The following is an 18007-nucleotide window of genomic DNA, read 5'->3' as shown; positions in this document are numbered from 1 at the left end:
TTTCCTTCTGACTGTGTCAGTTTCCTCCTTGAGATTACAAGATACGTTTAACTTGTCCAATAAAGAACCCGTCTGTCTGATATTGTTCAGGGGTAATCGCAATACAACCATCTCTTACAATATCTTCTTGCGTATGACTCAGTTTTACCTGTTCAAAATTTGGATGAGTTTCTAAAAATTTGTTAATGACTTGGAAGTTTTCCTCATCAAAAATCGTACAAGTGCTATAAGTTATTATACCACCTTTACGCAATGTTTGACAAACGCTATCAAGAATTTGCAATTGAATTTCCTGTAAAGCCGTGAAATCTTGATTTTCTTTATTGTACTTAATGTCAGGTTTACGGCGGATAAGACCAATTCCCGAACATGGTGCATCAACTAATATTTTATCAAAAGTGTCTGGTGCAAAATGTTCGTGAACTGTTGTGGCATCCATTTTTTGTGTAGAGATTTTATCAGCCACATGTAAGCGTTTGGCATTATCCATTACCAAATCAAGCTTGTGGTCGTATAAATCTAATGCTGTGACGTGCCCTCTTGTCAGGTAAGAAGCCATGTGAGTGGTCTTTCCACCTGGAGCTGCGCAAGCATCTAAGATATTTTCATCGCCCTGAATATTAAGCGTTGGGGCCACCAATTGACTAGATTCATCTTGAATCGTGATGTCACCTTTGGCAAAATAGTCTGTTCCAGCAAAGTGACCTGATGTTTTAACCAAACCTACTGGCGATAAAGTAGATGGTTCTGCGCCTGTCGCAGCTTTAATCTCAGCCAATTTTTCAGGATTTGTCACTCGAATGCTTGCTTTATTTCGAACAAATAAGCTTTGCATAATGGCTTTTGCACGGTCTTCACCAAATTGGTCAATCAGTTTTTTAACCAACCAAACTGGTAAAGAATAAAGAACTGAATAACGCTTATTTTTACGCTTAATCTCTTCAGGATTTGGGAGCTTTTCTTTGGCCAAGCGTCGTAAAATAGCATTAACAAATTTTTCAGCACCCTTTTTGTTACCGCGATTTTTAGCAATATTAACCGCATCATTAACCACAGCATGAGCAGGCATTTTATCAAGGTATAACAATTGATAAAGGCTCAACATCAAGAGGTAATAAACCCAAGGATTTAGCTTATCGCGATCTTCGATATAGTGAGCAAGATACCATTCTAAAGTAATCTTTCGTGCCACCGTACCATATACAATTTCAGTCACTAAAGACTTATCTTTTTGCGATAGTTTCGTGTGTTTTAGTTCTTGATTAAGAGCGATATTAGAATAAGCTCCTTCTTCAAAGACATTTTCAAGAACAAGTAGCGCTAAGCCACGAGCTTGATTTTTCCAATCATTCGCCAATAAGGTCACCTACTTCAAGCTTACGTCCAACACCATTAAGAAAATCAACAATACTCATGCGTGGTTTACCAGCTGGTTGCACTGTTTTAAGAGAAATAGCGCCATCTCCAGTTGCCACAACTAATGATTTCTTACCTTTTTCAATGATTCGACCTGGTTTTCCTTGTCCTTCTGCCAAACTTGCTTCATAAATTTTGAAACGTTTGCCATCAAGAAGAGTATGTGCAACTGGCCATGGGTACAATCCGCGGATATGGTTGAAGACATCACGCGCTGATTTATTCCAATCAATACGTTCTTCTTCTGGTGTGATATTTGGTGAGAAAGTCGCTTGGCTTTCATCTTGTGGTTCTGGTTTGATGTTGCCAGCGATGTAATCCGGCAATGTTTTCAAAAGCAAATCACGTCCAATGACAGCTAATTTTTCAAACATTGTTCCAACATTATCATCATCAGTAATTGGTGTAGAGGCTTTAGCAATCATATCACCAGCATCCATTTTCTTAACCATTTCCATGATTGTCACACCAGCTTCTTTATCACCATTGATGATAGCATAGTGAATTGGTGCACCACCACGATATTTGGGAAGAAGTGATGCATGCACGTTAACCGCAAAATCAACAGAATCAAGCAATTTTGTTGGCAAAAATTGACCAAATGCAGCTGTTACAATCCCGTCAGCTCCCAAAGTCATAAGCTCAGCCATCTCGTCTGAACCAGACATCTTCTCAGGTTGGTAAACAGGGAGATTATGTTCCAAAGCAACTTCCTTAACAGGAGTCATTTTGATTTCTTTTTTACGACCAACAGCACGGTCTGGCTGTGTTACAACTGCCAAAACGTCATAGTTGGCATCATCTAGCAAACCTTTTAGAACAGTCGCTGAAAAATCAGGTGTTCCCATAAAAATTAATTTTGTCATCTTAGTTCCTCTCAAAGGATTTTATTACTTAAATTTTTCTTTATTATAGCATAGCAGAGCACTACATAAAATTTTGTGGCTCATAATCTATTACTAAACGTAAATCTTTATTTTCTGGTAATTGAGTCATGTCTAAAATCTGATTTAAGACACTTTCCAAATGGTCTTCAAAGCGATATTTGACAATGATTTGGTAGTGGTAAAGATTATGCGTTCTAGCAATTGGTTTAGGAGTTGGTCCAAGGATTTTAATTTTATCAGACAAATGCTGGCGCAAGATTTGTAACAACTCAAAAGACTTACGCACAACTGTCTGCTCATCCTTGTGTGACAAGGTCAAACCAACGGTAAAATAATACGGTGGATATGATAATTGCTTTCGAATTCCCATTTCATAAGCATAGAAGGCTTCATAATCTTGCTTCTGAGCTAACTTAATAGCATAATGTTGCGGATTATAAGTCTGAATGAGGACTTCACCTTCTTTTTCAGCGCGTCCCGCACGCCCAGCAACCTGGGTTAACAATTGAAATGTTCGTTCTGACGATCTAAAATCTGGCAGATTTAGAGACGTATCCGCATTTAAGACACCAACCAAGGTAACATTTGGAAAATCAAGCCCCTTAGCAATCATCTGAGTTCCAAGTAGAATATCAGCCTCATGATTGCCAAATTTATCAAGAATACGCTGATGGGCTCCTTTTTGTCGTGTAGTATCAACATCCATACGTAGAATACGTGCTTGCGGGAAGACTTCTGCCAATTCATCGTAAGCCTTCTGTGTCCCCGTTCCATAATAACGAATGCTGCGACTATGACAATTTGGACAAGTGTGTGGAATAGGTTTCTCAAAACCACAATAGTGACAATTCATAGTCTTCGTATCCATATGAAGCGTCAAGGAAATATCACAATTTGGGCATTCATCCACATAACCACAATCACGACACATAACGAAACTTGAGTAGCCGCGGCGGTTAAGCATGAGCACAACTTGCTCATGTTTTTCCAAACGATCCGCAATTTTTTCCAACAAGTAAGGTGTATAATTGCTGACCTCCTGCTGGCCAACATAATCGCGAAAATCCACAATGTCAACTTTAGGAATCTTGGCTAAAGGATTGGCTCGATGAGTCAGCTGTAAGAAATGATAAACATTCCGGCTTGCTCTGGCACGACTTTCGATACTTGGAGTCGCAGAACCCATTAACAAAACAGCTTTATGATATTTAGCTCGAAGCAAAGCCACATCACGCGCATGATAACGCGGGTTTGATTCTTGCTTGTAAGTTGCCTCATGTTCTTCGTCAATGATGATAGCTCCGATATTTTCCATTGGAACAAAAATGGCAGAGCGCGCACCAACAACAACACGAGCTTGACCAGATTTAATTTTGCGCCACTCATCAAATTTTTCACCATCAGATAAAGCTGAATGCATAATAGCCACTTGCTTACCAAAACGTGAAATGAAGCGATTTGTCATCTGAGGTGTCAAAGAAATTTCAGGCACCAAAACAATTGCTGTTTTACCAAGTTTTAAGACCTTATCAATAATGTGCAAATACACTTCAGTCTTTCCTGAACCTGTCACACCTTCTAGTAAAAATGGTTTAGAGTCTTTGCCAATTTGGCTAATCACCTCTTCAACAACTGCTGCTTGTTCTTCGTTCAAATCAAGAAAATCTGTCGTTGCAACATCAAAGTAAGCGTCCGAACGCTTTTTCTCTTTTTCTAAAATGGTTAACAGATGATTCTCCACAAAGAATTTAACAACTTCACGGGAAAAGAGCTGATGCAAATCAGAAAGTTTGCCTTCTTCAGGATGCTCAAGCAAGTAATCACGTAACATCAAACGCTTCTTAGCCCTTGCTGAAATTTCTGCTTGAGCTAACTGGTCAGAATTAACTTGATAGAATTTTTCCGTTTTGATATTTTTCTTATCTTTAGCAAGATAATCAACTGTGATTTTTCCAGCTTGAACTAGACGAGCTACTTTTTTAGCTTCCGCTTCAGAAAGCGTTGAATGAAGCCTACTTTCTTTATCTCCAAACAAAGCCAAACGGTCTTCGCTAGATAGTGTCTTTGTTGGCATCAAACGCTTATCGTATTGAGAATTGAGCAAATTAGGAATCATCGATTTCAAAATCGAAATTTTATAAGAAAAGACGGTATGACGCATCTGATCTGCTAGAGCGAGTTGTTCTTCATTTAAAACTGGCTCAAAATCCAAAACCTCGCTAATAGCCTTTAAGTGGCTGACATCACTTTCTAACGTTTCCGAAAATCCTACAACAAATCCTTGTAAAAGACGGTTACCACGACCAAAAGGAACATGAACACGCGACCCCAAGGTGACTTGATTTTGCATATCTTCTGGCACAAGATATGAGAAAGGCTTATCAGTCTGCATTAATGGGACATCAACAATGACCTGAGCAATTTTTGTCATAACTCTCCTTTCTAATCCTCAATGAACTCAAAAATTTTATCCTGATGAAAAAAGAATAATCATCGTGATAAGTAATCATTTTTAATACTTGTTTACTTTATCACAATGATTTATTACAAGAAAAATCTAAGATAAAATACCTTAGATTTTTTCTCCTTCTTCTTTTTCTTTAGCAATTTGTTCTTTGATTTTACGTTCTTCTTCTTCTTTAGCCAAACGTTCTGCTTCGATACGAGCGTGAACAGCAGCTCGTTTTGCTTCTGGATCTGGGTGGATAACAACGTTACCAGATTCAATTTCTTCAAGAGCTTGCAAAGTAGCTTTTACTGATTTGAATTCTTGAGTTGGTTTTGCACCAGCTTCAAGTTCGTGAGCGCGTTTAGCTTGAAGAATGCAAAGTGAGTATTTTGATGGCACTTTATCAAGCAAAGTGTCAATAGAAGGTTTTAACATCATAGCTTTTTTCTCTCTTCTCTCTTTTAGTCAATGTCTTTAATCATGTCGTTGTAACGTCCAATAACACGATCAACACGGAAATGTTCTGCTTCAATGATACGTTTAACGCGTTCAGCTGCCAAAGGCACTTCGTCATTAACAACAGCATAATCGTATTCGCGCATCAAAGCAATCTCTTCTTTAGCACGTTCGATACGTTGGCGGATAACTTCTTCGCTATCAGTACCACGACCGACCAAACGATCTTTTAATTCGTCCAAATCTGGTGGAGTCAAGAAAATGAAGACACCATCTGGAACTTTTTTCTTAACTTGAAGAGCCCCTTGAACTTCGATTTCAAGGAATACGTCGATTCCTTTATCGAGCGTTTCATTAACGTAAGTCAGTGGTGTGCCGTAGTAGTTGCCTACATATTCAGCATATTCCAACATTTGACCATTTTTAATAAGCTCTTCAAATTCTTCACGAGTTCGGAAGAAATAATCAACGCCATCAACTTCTCCTGGACGCTTTTGGCGCGTTGTCATAGAAACAGAATACTCAAATTTATGATCAGGTGTTGAAAAAATTTCTTGGCGAACTGTTCCCTTACCAACCCCAGAAGGTCCTGAGAAAACAATTAACAAACCACGTTCGGTCATGCCACTCTCCTTATTATAGACTACAAGTTAAGACTTGCTTTTTATTCAATTAGACTACATTCTAGTATATCAAAGATAAGGCTATATTTCAAGGAAATTTACAAGCTCCTTCACATTAAAAAGAAGTACGTCTGAAACGCACTTCTTTTTGTCTATTTTATTATTTTGCGTAATCGACAGCACGCATTTCTCGAATAACGGTAACTTTAATGTTACCTGGATAATCAAGGTTGCTTTCGATTTTTTCACGAACTTTGTGAGCAAGGATTGTTACCTCGTCATCAGAAACTTTAGTTGGTTGCACCATGATACGAATTTCACGTCCAGCTTGCAAAGCATAACTGTTTTGAACACCATCAAAGCTTGTTGCAATTTCTTCCAAATCACGAAGACGTTTGATGTAATTTTCCATTGACTCGTTACGAGCACCTGGACGAGCTGAACTTAAAGCATCAGCTGCTGCAACAATCACAGCGATCACACTTTCAGGTTCGACATCACCGTGGTGACTGGCAATCGCATTAACCACGATTGGGTTTTCTTTGTACTTACGAGCAAATTCGGCACCAATTTCAACGTGGCTACCTTCAACTTCACGGTCGATAGCTTTCCCCATATCATGCAAGAAACCTGCACGACGAGCAAGCATTACGTTTTCACCAAGTTCGCTAGCAAGAATACCAGCCATCTTACCAACTTCAACTGAGTGACGTAAAACATTTTGACCATATGACGTTCTAAATTGCAAACGACCCATTATTTTAATTAAATCAGGATGCAAGTTTACAGCGCCGATTTCAAAAGCAGCAGCTTCACCATATTCACGAATACGGTTGTCCATTTCCAAACGGTTCTTTTCAACCAATTCTTCAATGCGAGCTGGGTGAATACGACCATCTTGAATCAAGGCTTCCAATGTCATACGAGCAATTTCACGACGAATTGGATCAAATCCTGAGAGGACTACCACTTCAGGTGTATCATCGATAATGACATCAATTCCTGTCAAACTTTCAAGAGTACGAATATTACGTCCTTCACGACCAATGATACGACCTTTCATGCTATCATCTGGTAGATGAACGGTTGTAATGGTTTGTTCAGTAACATATTCACCAGCCATTCGTTGCATGGCTTGAGCGAGAATGTTTTTGGCGAGCTTGTTAGACTTATCGCGGACCTCACGTTCAGCATCTTTAATGCGAGTTGCAATTTCATGCGTCAAATTAGTTTCAGTTTCTGTCAAAATAATTTCACGCGCTTCAGCAATCGTCATCAAGGCGACACGTTCAAGTTCTGCTTTTTTCTGTTCTTCTAGTTCTCCGATTTGTTTTTCACGCTCATTAATGTGTCTAGATTTATCGGTTAGACTTTGTTCTTTACTATCCAACACTTTTTCTTTGCTGGTTAGATTTTCATCCTTGCGATCAAGAGAAGACGCTCGTTCAGTCAAACGAGTCTCCATTTGTTTTAACTCTTGTCTTTCAGATTTAAATTCTTTTTCAATCTCTTCTCGATATTTTCTAGCCTCTTCTTTTGCTTCGATCAGTAATTCTTTGCGATGAGCTTTCGTTTCTCGCTCAGCTGATTTTCTAATGTGTTCAGCTTCAAGTTCAGCCTTACCACGTAGATTAACAGCATCCTGTTCTGCATTTAAAAGAGTGAGTTCTGCAGCTTCTTTCGCAGACTTAAGTCTGATGGAAATCAGTGCATAACCAACTATCAAACCAATGAGGGCAAAAACAATCAAGATAATAATATTTGGCATGTTTTTACCTCAATAAAAATTTTAGATTTCATCTATAGAAAGCTACTTTCAAGTTTACCATAAATCGAGTTTTTTCACAATTTAAAATTGTAAAGCGTTTTACTAAAATTTATGATATGATTATTAGAGGAATAAAAAAGGAGTCTATTATGTCAAAAAAAGAAGTAACTGTAGAAAGTTTTGAACTAGATCATACAATCGTTAAAGCACCTTATGTTCGTTTGATTTCTGAGGAAGTTGGACCTCTTGGAGATGTCATCACAAACTTTGATATCCGTTTGGTTCAACCAAATGAAAATGCTATTCCAACTGCTGGCTTGCACACTATCGAACACTTACTTGCTAAACTTATCCGTGAACGTATCGACGGAATGATTGACTGCTCACCATTTGGTTGCCGTACTGGTTTCCACTTGATCATGTGGGGTAAACACAACACAACTGAAATTGCCAAAGTCATCAAATCAAGTTTAGAAGAAATTGCTACTGTAACATCATGGGATGATGTGCCAGGAACAACAATTGAATCATGTGGAAACTACAAAGACCACAGCCTATTTACTGCTAAAGAATGGGCAAAACTTATTCTTAAAGACGGTATCTCAGACGATCCATTTGAACGTCACGTCATCTAAAAAATCAAAAGTCAGCCTTGCTGGCTTTTTTGTTTCTAAAAAGGCAGGGAGTTTTCCTCCCTGCCTTTGTGTTTGTCATGAAAATTTTAATGGAATTGCATACCACCATCAACAATAATGGTTTGTCCAGTAATGTAATCAGAATCAGGTCCTGCCAAAAATCCAACTGCTTTAGCTACATCTTCTGGTTCAGACAATCGTTTAAGAGTAATGTCTTTAGCAAAAGTTTGCATGCCCCATTCATCATCTTTACCAGCATTTTTACCGACTTCATGAGCAATATCGAACATCATCGGTGTCTTAACAATCCCTGGTGCATAAGCATTTACAGTAATACCATAATCTGCCAAATCACGTGCTAGGGTTTGTGTAATACCACGAATAGCAAATTTACTACCACCGTAAACAGTCAAATTAGGGTTACCAACTACACCAGCTTGAGATGAAGCATTAATAATCTTACCACCATGACCTAATTTTTTGAATTCAGCCAAGGCTGCCTGAGCTCCCCAGATAACACCTCCGACATTAATGGCAAAAGTGCGTTCAAAAACGTCTTCTGTGATTGTATCTAAAGGCGTTGTTGGGGCAACCCCTGCATTATTTACAACAACCGATAAATCTCCAAAATGTTCAACAACCTGCGCAAATGCCTTAGCAACCTCTTCACGCTTAGAAACATCAGCTACAACTGCATAAGTATCCTGTGGGGAAAGTTCCTGAACAGCTTTTTCTGCTGTTTCTTGATTGTAATCTAAGATTCCAATCTTAAATCCATCTTCATGAAGACGTTTTGCAATAGCAAAGCCAATCCCTTGGCCTGCACCAGTAACAATGGCTACTTTTACCATAATATCACCCCTTAATCTTTAAATTACGCCAATTATAGCGCTTCCATTTTTTCTTGTCAATTTTTTGAAACTTTTTTCAAGATTTTTTCATTATTTCACTTCTGAAATCAAAAGAAGCCCTCCAAAAGGAGAGCTTTTTAAACTTTTCATTAATAATCCAATGCGTCAGAGTGACCAGAACCATTACCTACAAAGTAACCTGTTTTACAGTTAATTGAGAATAGATATGTTCCATCTTTTCTAAACATATTGTAATAGCCATTACCATTGATAATATTAACTTTTTCAAGAATATAATCATTTCCTGAGAAATAGCCACGCGCTTGTGATGTTGAAACAATTTTTTCAAGCACACCATCACCAAATGTCCAAGCTGGATTTCCTGAATCAGCAATTGCCGATTCATTATAAGGAACACGACTCTTATCGCGTTGAAGATTTGAATTATCAGAAGCTGGAGCTTGTGGTTTGGCATCCGCTGTTTCTTCACTACTTTCTGTCTGGTTAGCAGTGTTTGCAGCTGCTTGTGCTTGACTACTTGATTGAGCTTTAGCAGCTAATTGATTTTTACCATCAGTAATCACTGATTGCAACAAATTATCTAATTTAGCATCACCAGTATTCAAAACATCACTAGACAAACTATCAAAGTTAGCATCAGCCTTGACAGTTCCTGAAACCTTTTTACCATCCACAATAACATCTTTGTCAAACAAAGCATTGATAGCCTTGATAGCAGTAATGTGAGCTGCTACTGTATCATATTGTTTTTTGGCATCATCATAAAAATCAGTTCCTTTTAGAGCATCTAATTTTTCTTTTAGAACAGAAATTTTATCAAATTCACTGTTTTTTAATTTAGTCTTAGTATCATCAGTGAACATTGCCGCATAAGCTTCATCAAAAGCTTTTTTGGCTTGTTTTGCTTTCGCTGCTGCACTTGAACTTGATGATGTTTTTTTCTGACTTGATGATGTTGATGAGCTAGCAACTGTAGTATTTGACCCTTTAACATAGTGTAAACCATAACCAGCGCCAAAAATAGCAACTACAAGAGCAGCTAAGCCCCCAATAATAACACGTTTTTTCTTAGAACTTGGTTTACTTTCATCAGTTGTAAGAGCAATAGTTGGTTCAGCTTTTTTTTCTGAATCTTCAATTTGAGCTACTACCGGCTCCTCTTTTTCTTCTTCAGTAGCTTCAACGGTTTCTTCAACCTTTGGTGCTTCTTCTGAAGTTGCTTCTTTTGACTCAGAACTTACTGGCTCTACTTGTTCAGGCTCAGTTTCGGTAGCTTCAACAGCTGGTTCAACCACTTCTTCTGCTTCAGGCACTTGATTAGCTTCAGTAGCTTCCTCAAAAACTTCTTTGCCAACAATACCACTATTAACAAGTTCTTCGCGTTGTTTTTTAATAAAATTATCTAAAGCTTTTGTATCTAAATCATCAAAATCAGATAGCTTTGTTTCAAATTTTTGTGATGTTACTTCATCTCGGTGCTGTTTAATATACTTATCTAAAACGCCATCAGACTCAGTAATTCCAGCTTTCATTTCAGAATCTTTTCGAACAGCTTCTTCAATGGTTAGATTTTTAACATCTTGCAAATTAAGCCCATCTTGTTCTTCAGAAGACGGCATGTCTTTTTTTTCTGACACGTTTTGGTCACCTCTCTAATTAAAATTTCAACTGCCTAACTAAGCTTGTTAAGCGCACTTTCCCTTACTTTTCTTTTGCTTGCGTGATAGCAGAGCGTTTAACACGTTCACCGTAAAATTGGTACAAATCAACTCTAAGCGTACCATTGTATAATTTACGTTTTTTATCAGCTTGTGACCCGTATTTTCGTTCGAACTGTTCATCGCTGGTCAGAATAAATTTACTCCATGTTTTCAATGGTGCAAAAGTCTGTCCCATCTCATTATACAAGATGTCAACAGCTTTGTCATCAAGCAATCGTTCACCATAGGGTGGGTTAGAAATGATAACACCATTGATTTTATCAGTTTTTAAATCTTGAAGACGCATTTGTTTCAATTTAATGATATCTCCAAGTCCTGCTTCTTCAGCATTTTTCTTGGCAATTTCAATCATGCGACCATCAATATCAAATCCTGAAATGTCAAGTTCAATATCATAATTAGCTTTTTCTTCAGCTTCATCGCGAACTTGTTGAACCAAATCAGCGTCAACCCAATTCCATTCTTCAAAAGCAAAGTCTCGATTAAAACCAGGAGCAATGTTCATCCCAATCATAGCTGCTTCAATACAGAACGTTCCTGAACCACATGTTGGATCGATAAATGGTTTATCTGGATACCAGTTTGACAATTCAATAATGGCAGCTGCCATATTTTCTTTAATCGGAGCGCCACCTTTTTCAACACGGTAACCGCGTTTAAAGAGACTAGCTCCTGTTGTATCAATCATGACCGTTGCTTTATCTTTCAAAATTGAAACTTCAATTCTGAATTCAGCACCATTTTCTTGTAATGGCACACCGTCTGGACGATGGTAAACCTTTTGAAGTTTTTTGACAACAGCTTTTTTACTAATTGCTTGAACACTTGGCTCATTGTGCAATTTAGATTTCACACATTTAGCTTTTGAAATTGGAAATTTGGCACCTAATGGCAAATAATTTTCCCAATCCAATTTATAAATTCCTTGGAATAATTCCTCAAAGGTACGCGCTGGAAATTCACCAACAATAATTTTGACACGGTCTGCTGCACGTAACCAAAGATTTGTTGTAATAATCGTTCTAACATCTCCTTGAAAACGTACTTTACCATTTTCAACTTGGCAATCAATCCCTAAATCACGGATTTCACGCCCAACAACAGCCTCAAGTCCTGCAGCTGCAGTTGCTACTAAATTAAATGTTTTTTTCATTCACACATTCCTATTTTCATCAAAATACTTATCTATAAGTTTAACACGTTTTACCAGCATATAGCTAGTAAAAATCGATTAATTTTCAAATACCAAATAAAGCAATCATTTAGTATTAAAATACAGCAAAAATAAAAGCTAGCCTAAGCTAGCTAGATACCTATATGCAATTTTCTATAAGCCATGTTTTGTTCCAGAGATAACTAGGTCTTATCTCCTTCGATAATCATCTGTCTACTGTTTCCAGTCAGGATAGATCGTTCGGATTCCTACTATCCCGTGCCCCTACCAAAGTTTGGGTTGCTAGCTTGAGGGGTTTACCGCGTTCCACTTCCCGGGTTTCCTCAGGAACTACGTCACTGTGGCACTTTTCAGAGCTATTTAGGCATATCAAGGACTTAGCCCTTTCACTCGCCGTAACATCAAAAGATGTCCCTAGGCTTATTAATTCACCTAGCACAAACACTACCGGCATCACAGCCAGTGCTAGCATGGACTTTCCTCATGGTATTAGAATACCACGCGATTATCCAAAAATTGCAATTATCTTTCTTATCTCCGTAAATAGAGATAAGTCTTATACAAATTATTTAATAACTTCGTCAGCAAATAACTAAAAAGTTATTATTCAGTGATTTGTTTACCAAACACTTCTTTTTCCAAACGACTGATACGTTTCAAAATATCGAAGTTTGTCGCAGATTGCGCAACACGTGCATGTTCTGCCTGTGGAGCAACATAAGAAGTTGTTGGAGCTGCTTTTGGTTTAGCAGCCAATTCTTGTTTTAATTTTTCATTTTCAGCACGTAGTTCTTGAACTTGAGAAATATAAGTCTCGTAATCTTTGATAACGTCATCAAGGAACTCGTCAACTTCTTTTTTATCGTAACCACGCATGCTGGTTTTAAATTCTTGTTCAAAAATGTCCTTAGGACTATAAATAATACTTGCCATTCTATCTCTCTCCAAACAAAACTATTCTAGTTAACCTTAGAATATGAAAACGTCATATCAAGATATATGTTACAGAAAATTTAATGAAAAATCAAGCATTTACTTTTAAAACATCATTAAAAATTGATTACCAATCTTCAAGAAATTCATTAAGACGATCAAAGGTCAAAAACTGAATTGGATAGTTGTCTTTTTCACGCATAACCTGCACTAAATATTTCAAATTTGTCTCATTTTCAGGATCATAAAATAGATAAGCACCATCCGTATTATCTACTAAAAATTGATTGTAGGTTCTAAACTGACTTGGATTTTCATACTCTTGATAAGAGTATTTAACAAAATCCACCTGTTTAAACTCGCTTAGTTTGACCTGATTAGCTTCATTCCAATTATGACCATGATTTGCAAAGGTAAAAATCGTTGCAATATTAAAATCATACTCCTCTTGCAGCTCTTTTGCAACCTGTAATGCCCAATATTCAAATCCAAGGTTTCCCATAAAAATTAACCAGTCAACACCTTCATCAAAATAGCGAATGAAATCATGCCTAATTGCTTTTTTAATCACCTCGATTCGCTCGTCCTTTTCTTGAAAAATACCAAGTTCAAAACTCTTATAACCCGTGACGAGAATTGAAGTCATATCCTGCTTCCTTTCTAAAAATATGTTATAATAGTAGTGCTTATATTGACTTAAGCATGAATGTTAGGAGTTTTATGGTTAATTACCCTCATCATCTTATTCGAAAACAAGCAGTCCCAGCTTCTAGAAAGACAACAAAATCAACGATTAATTTTGCTAATCGTGGGATGAGTTTTGAAGCAGCAATCAATGAAACCAATAATTACTACTTATCTCGTGATATTGCTGTTGTTCACAAAAAACCAACCCCAATTCAAATTGTAAAAGTTGATTATCCTAAAAGAAGCCGTGCCAAAATTGTAGAAGCTTACTTTCGCCAAGCATCAACGACCGATTATTCTGGCGTCTACAAAGGGCGCTATATTGACTTTGAAGCGAAAGAAACGCGGCAAAAGACATCTATGCCATTAAAGAACTTTCACGCTCACCAAATTGAGCATATGGAACATGTCTTAAAACAAGACGGCATCTGCTTTGTATTACTTCACTTTTCGACACTTAAGGAAACTTATTTTTTACCTGCTAGCGCGCTAGTAGACTTTTACCAAATCAACCTCGGCACCAAATCCATGCCACTTGATTATATCAGAAAAAATGGGTATATGGTGACAACAAGTTCACTCCCTCAAGTTCCTTATTTGGATATTATCGATCAAAAAATTTTAGGCGGTGATCACAATTAAAAAGAAAACAACAAAACACAGACGAACAAGTAATCCTGCATCTAAAGAAACAGCTCTTAAGGTGTTAAAATATGGTCTCATCACTTTGATGACTTTAGTTGTTGCTGGTTTCTTAATTGGTGGCTCAATCTTTGCATTTTATGTCAGCAGCACACCAAAACTAACAGCTAGCAAACTCTCATCTACTAATTCAAGTCTTATCTATGATGCTAATGGCTCATTGATTGCTGACTTGGGTTCTGAAAAACGCGAAAGCGTATCAGCTAATAGCATTCCTTTAAACTTGGTTAATGCTGTTACATCTATCGAAGATAAGCGCTTCTTTAAACACCGTGGTATCGATGTCTATCGTATCCTTGGAGCAGCCTTGAATAACTTCACAAGTTCTAGCACACAAGGTGGTTCAACACTTGACCAACAATTAATCAAGTTAGCTTACTTCTCAACAAAAGAATCTGACCAAACCTTGAAACGTAAAGCTCAAGAAGCTTGGCTTGCCCTTCAAATGGAACGTAAGTACACCAAAGAAGAAATTCTAACTTTCTACATTAACAAAGTGTACATGGGAAATGGTAACTATGGTATGCTAACAGCTGCTAAATCTTACTACGGTAAAGATTTGAAAGATTTGTCTATTGCTCAATTGGCTTTGCTTGCTGGTATTCCTCAAGCTCCTAGTCAATACGACCCATACACAAATCCTGACGCTGCCCAAAACCGTCGTAATACTGTTCTAGCTGAAATGTACGAAGATGGTAACATCACTAAATCTGAGTATAAGACAGCACTTGCTACTCCTGTTACAGATGGTCTACAAACACTGACAGAATCAACAAGCTACGAACCATATCTTGATAACTACATTAAAGAAGTTATCCAAGAAGTTAGCAATAAAACTGGCCAAGATATCTACTCAGCTGGGCTAAAAGTTTACACAAACGTTGATACTGAAGCTCAAAAATATCTATGGGATATTTACAATACTGACTCATACGTATACTACCCAGATACTGACCTCCAAGTTGCCTCAACAGTTGTTGACGTCAACACTGGTAAAGTCATTGCCCAACTTGGATCACGTAACCAAGACACAACTGTTTCACTTGGAACTAACCAAGCCGTCCTAACTGACCGTGACTGGGGTTCTACAATGAAACCAATCACTGACTATGCTCCAGCGATTGAAAATGGTATCTACACAAGTACCGCTGCTGTTACTAGCGATAATAAATACTACTGGCCTGGTACATCAACTCAAGTTTATAACTGGGACCGTCAATACTACGGTAGCATGACAATCCAAACCGCTATTCAACAATCTCGTAACGTTCCTGCGGTTAAAGCACTTGAAGCAGTTGGTTTAAATAAATCTAAGTCATTCTTAGAAGGTCTTGGTATTTACTATCCACAACTCTACTACTCAAATGCTATCTCAAGTTCAACAAGTGATTCTAGCCAAAAATATGGAGCAAGTAGTGAAAAAATGGCTGCTGCTTACGCCGCATTTGCTAATGGTGGAATCTACTACGAACCACAGTACGTTAATAAAATTGAATTTAATGATGGCACAAGCAAGTCATTCGATGCATCTGGTAGCCGTGCGATGAAAGAATCAACAGCTTACTTAATGACTTCAATGATGAAAACTGTTTTGACTTACGGTACTGGTACTAGAGCTGCTCTTCCTGGTATCTACCAAGCAGGTAAAACAGGGACATCTAACTATTCAGATGATGAACTTGCTGAAATTGAAGAATCAACAGGTATTTACAACAGTGCCGTTGGAACAATGGCTCCTGATGAAATGTTTGTTGGTTACACACCACAATATTCAATGGCCGTTTGGACAGGTTACAAAAACCGTATGACACCTATTTACGGTAATGGTCTAAACGTTGCTGCTGACGTTTACAAAGCTATGCAAAGTTACCTAAATGAAAAATACGGTAGTGGTAACGAAGACTTTGATGTTCCTAAAGGTGTTTACACAAGTGGTGGCTACGCTTATCTAAGCGGTTCAAGCAACTACACTTACTCAGCTTCATCAAGTTCTGTCTACAGTAACATCTATGGTTCAAGCTCAAGTTCTTCAGAAGACTCTTCATCTAGCCAATCATCTAGTGAGGACAGTTCTTCAACAGAAGATAGCCAAACATCTGAAGCAACTGCTGATAATAACAATAGCAGTACAGAAACCAATGATTAGATTTTAAAAACCTCCTCTAGACAGAGGAGGTTTTCTAATACCCAAAATACCAGAAGTATTAATGCTTCTGGTATTTATATATCTTATTATTTGCTAGCAAGAGCTCCCATTGGATCCCAAGGTGCAAGAACAATTGGTTCAGCTTCATAAGCAGCACGTTCTTCTGCTGTTAAGAATTCTTTACGTACCACGATTTGGTATGTAAATTCATCCATCCAAGCATCTGAAGCGACAAAGTAACCTTTGTTACCGACTTTATCTCCCCATGAATTTTCAACTTTCCATTTAAGAGATTTTCCGTTTTCGTCCAAATCAACACCTGTAAGGACCATAGCGTGTGTCATCAAACTTTCGCTGTAATCAAGACGACCAGCTTTGTCTTGGGTGAAACTGATATCCATAGCTGTTTCAAAGTCGTAAACATTTGTCGCCATGATACCTTTTTGACGATCTGAGATTTGACCAACATCAGAACCAAACCAAACTGTTTCACCAGCTTGCATTTGAGCGATAGCCAATTCTTTAAAGCGTTCCATATCAAGGTTAATGTAACGAACGTCACGGCTACCAACCACGTTACCAAGCATTTCAACAGTGTATGATTTACCATAAGGTTTGTCAGCTGTTGGGGCATTGATAACTGATACATATTCAGAAAGATCTAAACCAACATATTTTTTGAAGAATTCTTGTGGTGTGATATTTTTATCTGAATGATAGTTATTGTCTTTATCACGGTAAGCAAAGTCAAATGTACGTGGTGGTAAACCAAGATTGATTGCCAAGAAATTGAAGACTTCTTGAAGAAGAGCTTCTTTTTTAGTTTGAACAGCTTTGTCATCAGCACCAGCTGCAATAGCTTCACGCAAGATTTGAGCATCTTGACGCAACAATTTATTAAGGTATTGGTTCAATTCACGGCTATTGCTTGATGAGATTGATTCAGAGTAAGCTGCTTTTGGTACGACACCATATTTTTCAAATAGGGCAACAACCATATCCCATTGACCACCATCTTGTTGAGGAACATCAAGCAAGAATTTCACTTTACGGCTACCAAGTTCTTGGTCTGCAGTTGCAATAACTTGTTCTAAGAACCAGTTTGATTTTTCATATTTGTCCCAGAAGAATGTGTGTGCCTGAGAAAGTTCAAAGTTTTCCAAGTTAAGATCTGAGATCATTTTATGACGGAATGTGTTAAGAGCTGCAAACATCCAGCAGCGACCAGATGCTTTTTGGTTAGCAACTTTATCTTTTGTTAAATCAATTGAAAAAGCATGGTCGTTTTCCATTTCACTTTGACGAGTTTCAAGTGATTTTAACAAACCATTGTGAGTTACAGCATTTTCAACAGCACGCAATTTGCTATCTGCTTGAAAATCAGCAAATAGTTTATCAGTAAATGTTGATGATAATTCTGACATATTTCCTCCTAATATTTTGGATTAAGCAATTATGTTATATTTTCTGACTTAACCCAACTTGACTAATAACCATTATAACGCTTATTAAGAAGAATGCAAGGGAATTTGTAGCAC

Annotated in this window: 15 protein-coding genes and 1 other RNA gene; 3 read left to right on the top strand and 13 right to left on the bottom strand. The window is 37.7% G+C overall.

Going from position 1 to position 18007, the window contains the following annotated elements; genetic code table 11:
* Nucleotides 1-34 precede the first annotated feature (34 nt).
* The 6 genes from rsmB to BLP98_RS07685 form a co-directional block, all read right to left on the bottom strand.
* Nucleotides 35-1357, bottom strand: a complete 1323-nt coding sequence (gene rsmB / locus BLP98_RS07710) for a 16S rRNA (cytosine(967)-C(5))-methyltransferase RsmB (protein ID WP_074482687.1) — start codon at nucleotides 1355-1357, stop codon at nucleotides 35-37.
* The gene (gene fmt / locus BLP98_RS07705; RefSeq protein ID WP_074482685.1) at nucleotides 1347-2282 is read right to left on the bottom strand and encodes a methionyl-tRNA formyltransferase; all 936 of its coding nucleotides are present in this window, start codon (nucleotides 2280-2282) and stop codon (nucleotides 1347-1349) included. The genes rsmB and fmt overlap by 11 nt, the downstream gene beginning before the upstream one ends.
* 61 nt (nucleotides 2283-2343) lie before the next feature.
* The gene (locus tag BLP98_RS07700; RefSeq protein WP_074482684.1) at nucleotides 2344-4734 is read right to left on the bottom strand and encodes a primosomal protein N'; all 2391 of its coding nucleotides are present in this window, start codon (nucleotides 4732-4734) and stop codon (nucleotides 2344-2346) included.
* A 141-nt stretch (nucleotides 4735-4875) separates the two neighbouring features.
* Nucleotides 4876-5190 (bottom strand): DNA-directed RNA polymerase subunit omega, encoded by a 315-nt coding sequence (gene rpoZ, locus BLP98_RS07695; RefSeq protein ID WP_014334364.1) that lies wholly within the window; start codon nucleotides 5188-5190, stop codon nucleotides 4876-4878.
* Nucleotides 5191-5213: 23 nt separating this feature from the next.
* Complete coding sequence (gene gmk / locus BLP98_RS07690) at nucleotides 5214-5831, bottom strand: guanylate kinase (protein ID WP_003063524.1); 618 nt, start codon at nucleotides 5829-5831, stop codon at nucleotides 5214-5216.
* Nucleotides 5832-5991: 160 nt separating this feature from the next.
* Entirely contained in the window at nucleotides 5992-7599 is a 1608-nt protein-coding gene (locus tag BLP98_RS07685) for a ribonuclease Y (RefSeq protein ID WP_074482682.1), read from the bottom strand.
* Nucleotides 7600-7748: 149 nt separating this feature from the next.
* Between BLP98_RS07685 and BLP98_RS07680 the strand changes: the two genes are divergently transcribed.
* Nucleotides 7749-8234, top strand: coding sequence for an S-ribosylhomocysteine lyase (locus BLP98_RS07680; RefSeq protein ID WP_074482680.1), 486 nt, complete (start codon nucleotides 7749-7751; stop codon nucleotides 8232-8234).
* A gap of 86 nt (nucleotides 8235-8320) precedes the next feature.
* Here BLP98_RS07680 and BLP98_RS07675 read toward each other — a convergent pair whose 3' ends face one another.
* From BLP98_RS07675 to BLP98_RS07650, 6 genes are all read right to left on the bottom strand, one after another.
* Nucleotides 8321-9085 (bottom strand): (S)-acetoin forming diacetyl reductase, encoded by a 765-nt coding sequence (locus BLP98_RS07675; protein ID WP_074482678.1) that lies wholly within the window; start codon nucleotides 9083-9085, stop codon nucleotides 8321-8323.
* Nucleotides 9086-9234: 149 nt separating this feature from the next.
* Nucleotides 9235-10743: a cell division site-positioning protein MapZ family protein gene (locus BLP98_RS07670; RefSeq protein ID WP_074482676.1), complete on the bottom strand. Its 1509-nt coding sequence runs from the start codon at nucleotides 10741-10743 to the stop codon at nucleotides 9235-9237.
* Between the two features lie 64 nt (nucleotides 10744-10807).
* The gene (locus BLP98_RS07665; RefSeq protein ID WP_074482675.1) at nucleotides 10808-11980 is read right to left on the bottom strand and encodes a THUMP domain-containing class I SAM-dependent RNA methyltransferase; all 1173 of its coding nucleotides are present in this window, start codon (nucleotides 11978-11980) and stop codon (nucleotides 10808-10810) included.
* A 172-nt stretch (nucleotides 11981-12152) separates the two neighbouring features.
* Nucleotides 12153-12518: RNase P RNA component class B (gene rnpB, locus BLP98_RS07660), an RNA gene on the bottom strand.
* A gap of 86 nt (nucleotides 12519-12604) precedes the next feature.
* A complete protein-coding gene (gene gpsB / locus BLP98_RS07655) occupies nucleotides 12605-12934 on the bottom strand; it encodes a cell division regulator GpsB (protein ID WP_074482674.1) in 330 nt (109 codons plus the stop codon).
* Between the two features lie 127 nt (nucleotides 12935-13061).
* Entirely contained in the window at nucleotides 13062-13580 is a 519-nt protein-coding gene (locus BLP98_RS07650; protein WP_074482673.1) for an SLOG family protein, read from the bottom strand.
* A 74-nt stretch (nucleotides 13581-13654) separates the two neighbouring features.
* On the opposite strand from BLP98_RS07650, the gene recU reads away from it, so the two are divergent.
* Both recU and pbp1a read left to right on the top strand, forming a co-directional pair.
* Complete coding sequence (gene recU / locus BLP98_RS07645; RefSeq protein ID WP_074482672.1) at nucleotides 13655-14263, top strand: Holliday junction resolvase RecU; 609 nt, start codon at nucleotides 13655-13657, stop codon at nucleotides 14261-14263.
* A complete protein-coding gene (gene pbp1a, locus BLP98_RS07640) occupies nucleotides 14250-16469 on the top strand; it encodes a penicillin-binding protein PBP1A (protein ID WP_074482670.1) in 2220 nt (739 codons plus the stop codon). The genes recU and pbp1a overlap by 14 nt, the downstream gene beginning before the upstream one ends.
* Nucleotides 16470-16555: 86 nt before the next feature.
* Here pbp1a and pepC read toward each other — a convergent pair whose 3' ends face one another.
* Nucleotides 16556-17893, bottom strand: a complete 1338-nt coding sequence (gene pepC / locus BLP98_RS07635) for an aminopeptidase C (protein WP_074482669.1) — start codon at nucleotides 17891-17893, stop codon at nucleotides 16556-16558.
* Nucleotides 17894-18007 lie beyond the last annotated feature (114 nt).

It is taken from the genome of Streptococcus equinus (assembly GCF_900104225.1).
GTDB classification, from domain to species: domain Bacteria; phylum Bacillota; class Bacilli; order Lactobacillales; family Streptococcaceae; genus Streptococcus; species Streptococcus equinus_D.
The sequence above is the reverse complement of the archived record's forward strand: the minus strand, read 5'-3'. Positions and strand labels throughout refer to the sequence as shown.

Bases quoted from the DNA above. Each gene is read 5' to 3' on its own strand.
- fmt (WP_074482685.1), bottom strand. From the start codon at position 2,282: ATGACAAAATTAATTTTTATGGGAACACCTGATTTTTCAGCGACTGTT.
- BLP98_RS07700 (WP_074482684.1), bottom strand. From the start codon at position 4,734: ATGACAAAAATTGCTCAGGTCATTGTTGATGTCCCATTAATGCAGACT.
- rpoZ (WP_014334364.1), bottom strand. From the start codon at position 5,190: ATGATGTTAAAACCTTCTATTGACACTTTGCTTGATAAAGTGCCATCA.
- gmk (WP_003063524.1), bottom strand. From the start codon at position 5,831: ATGACCGAACGTGGTTTGTTAATTGTTTTCTCAGGACCTTCTGGGGTT.
- BLP98_RS07685 (WP_074482682.1), bottom strand. From the start codon at position 7,599: ATGCCAAATATTATTATCTTGATTGTTTTTGCCCTCATTGGTTTGATA.
- BLP98_RS07680 (WP_074482680.1), top strand. From the start codon at position 7,749: ATGTCAAAAAAAGAAGTAACTGTAGAAAGTTTTGAACTAGATCATACA.
- BLP98_RS07675 (WP_074482678.1), bottom strand. From the start codon at position 9,085: ATGGTAAAAGTAGCCATTGTTACTGGTGCAGGCCAAGGGATTGGCTTT.
- BLP98_RS07665 (WP_074482675.1), bottom strand. From the start codon at position 11,980: ATGAAAAAAACATTTAATTTAGTAGCAACTGCAGCTGCAGGACTTGAG.
- gpsB (WP_074482674.1), bottom strand. From the start codon at position 12,934: ATGGCAAGTATTATTTATAGTCCTAAGGACATTTTTGAACAAGAATTT.
- BLP98_RS07650 (WP_074482673.1), bottom strand. From the start codon at position 13,580: ATGACTTCAATTCTCGTCACGGGTTATAAGAGTTTTGAACTTGGTATT.
- recU (WP_074482672.1), top strand. From the start codon at position 13,655: ATGGTTAATTACCCTCATCATCTTATTCGAAAACAAGCAGTCCCAGCT.
- pepC (WP_074482669.1), bottom strand. From the start codon at position 17,893: ATGTCAGAATTATCATCAACATTTACTGATAAACTATTTGCTGATTTT.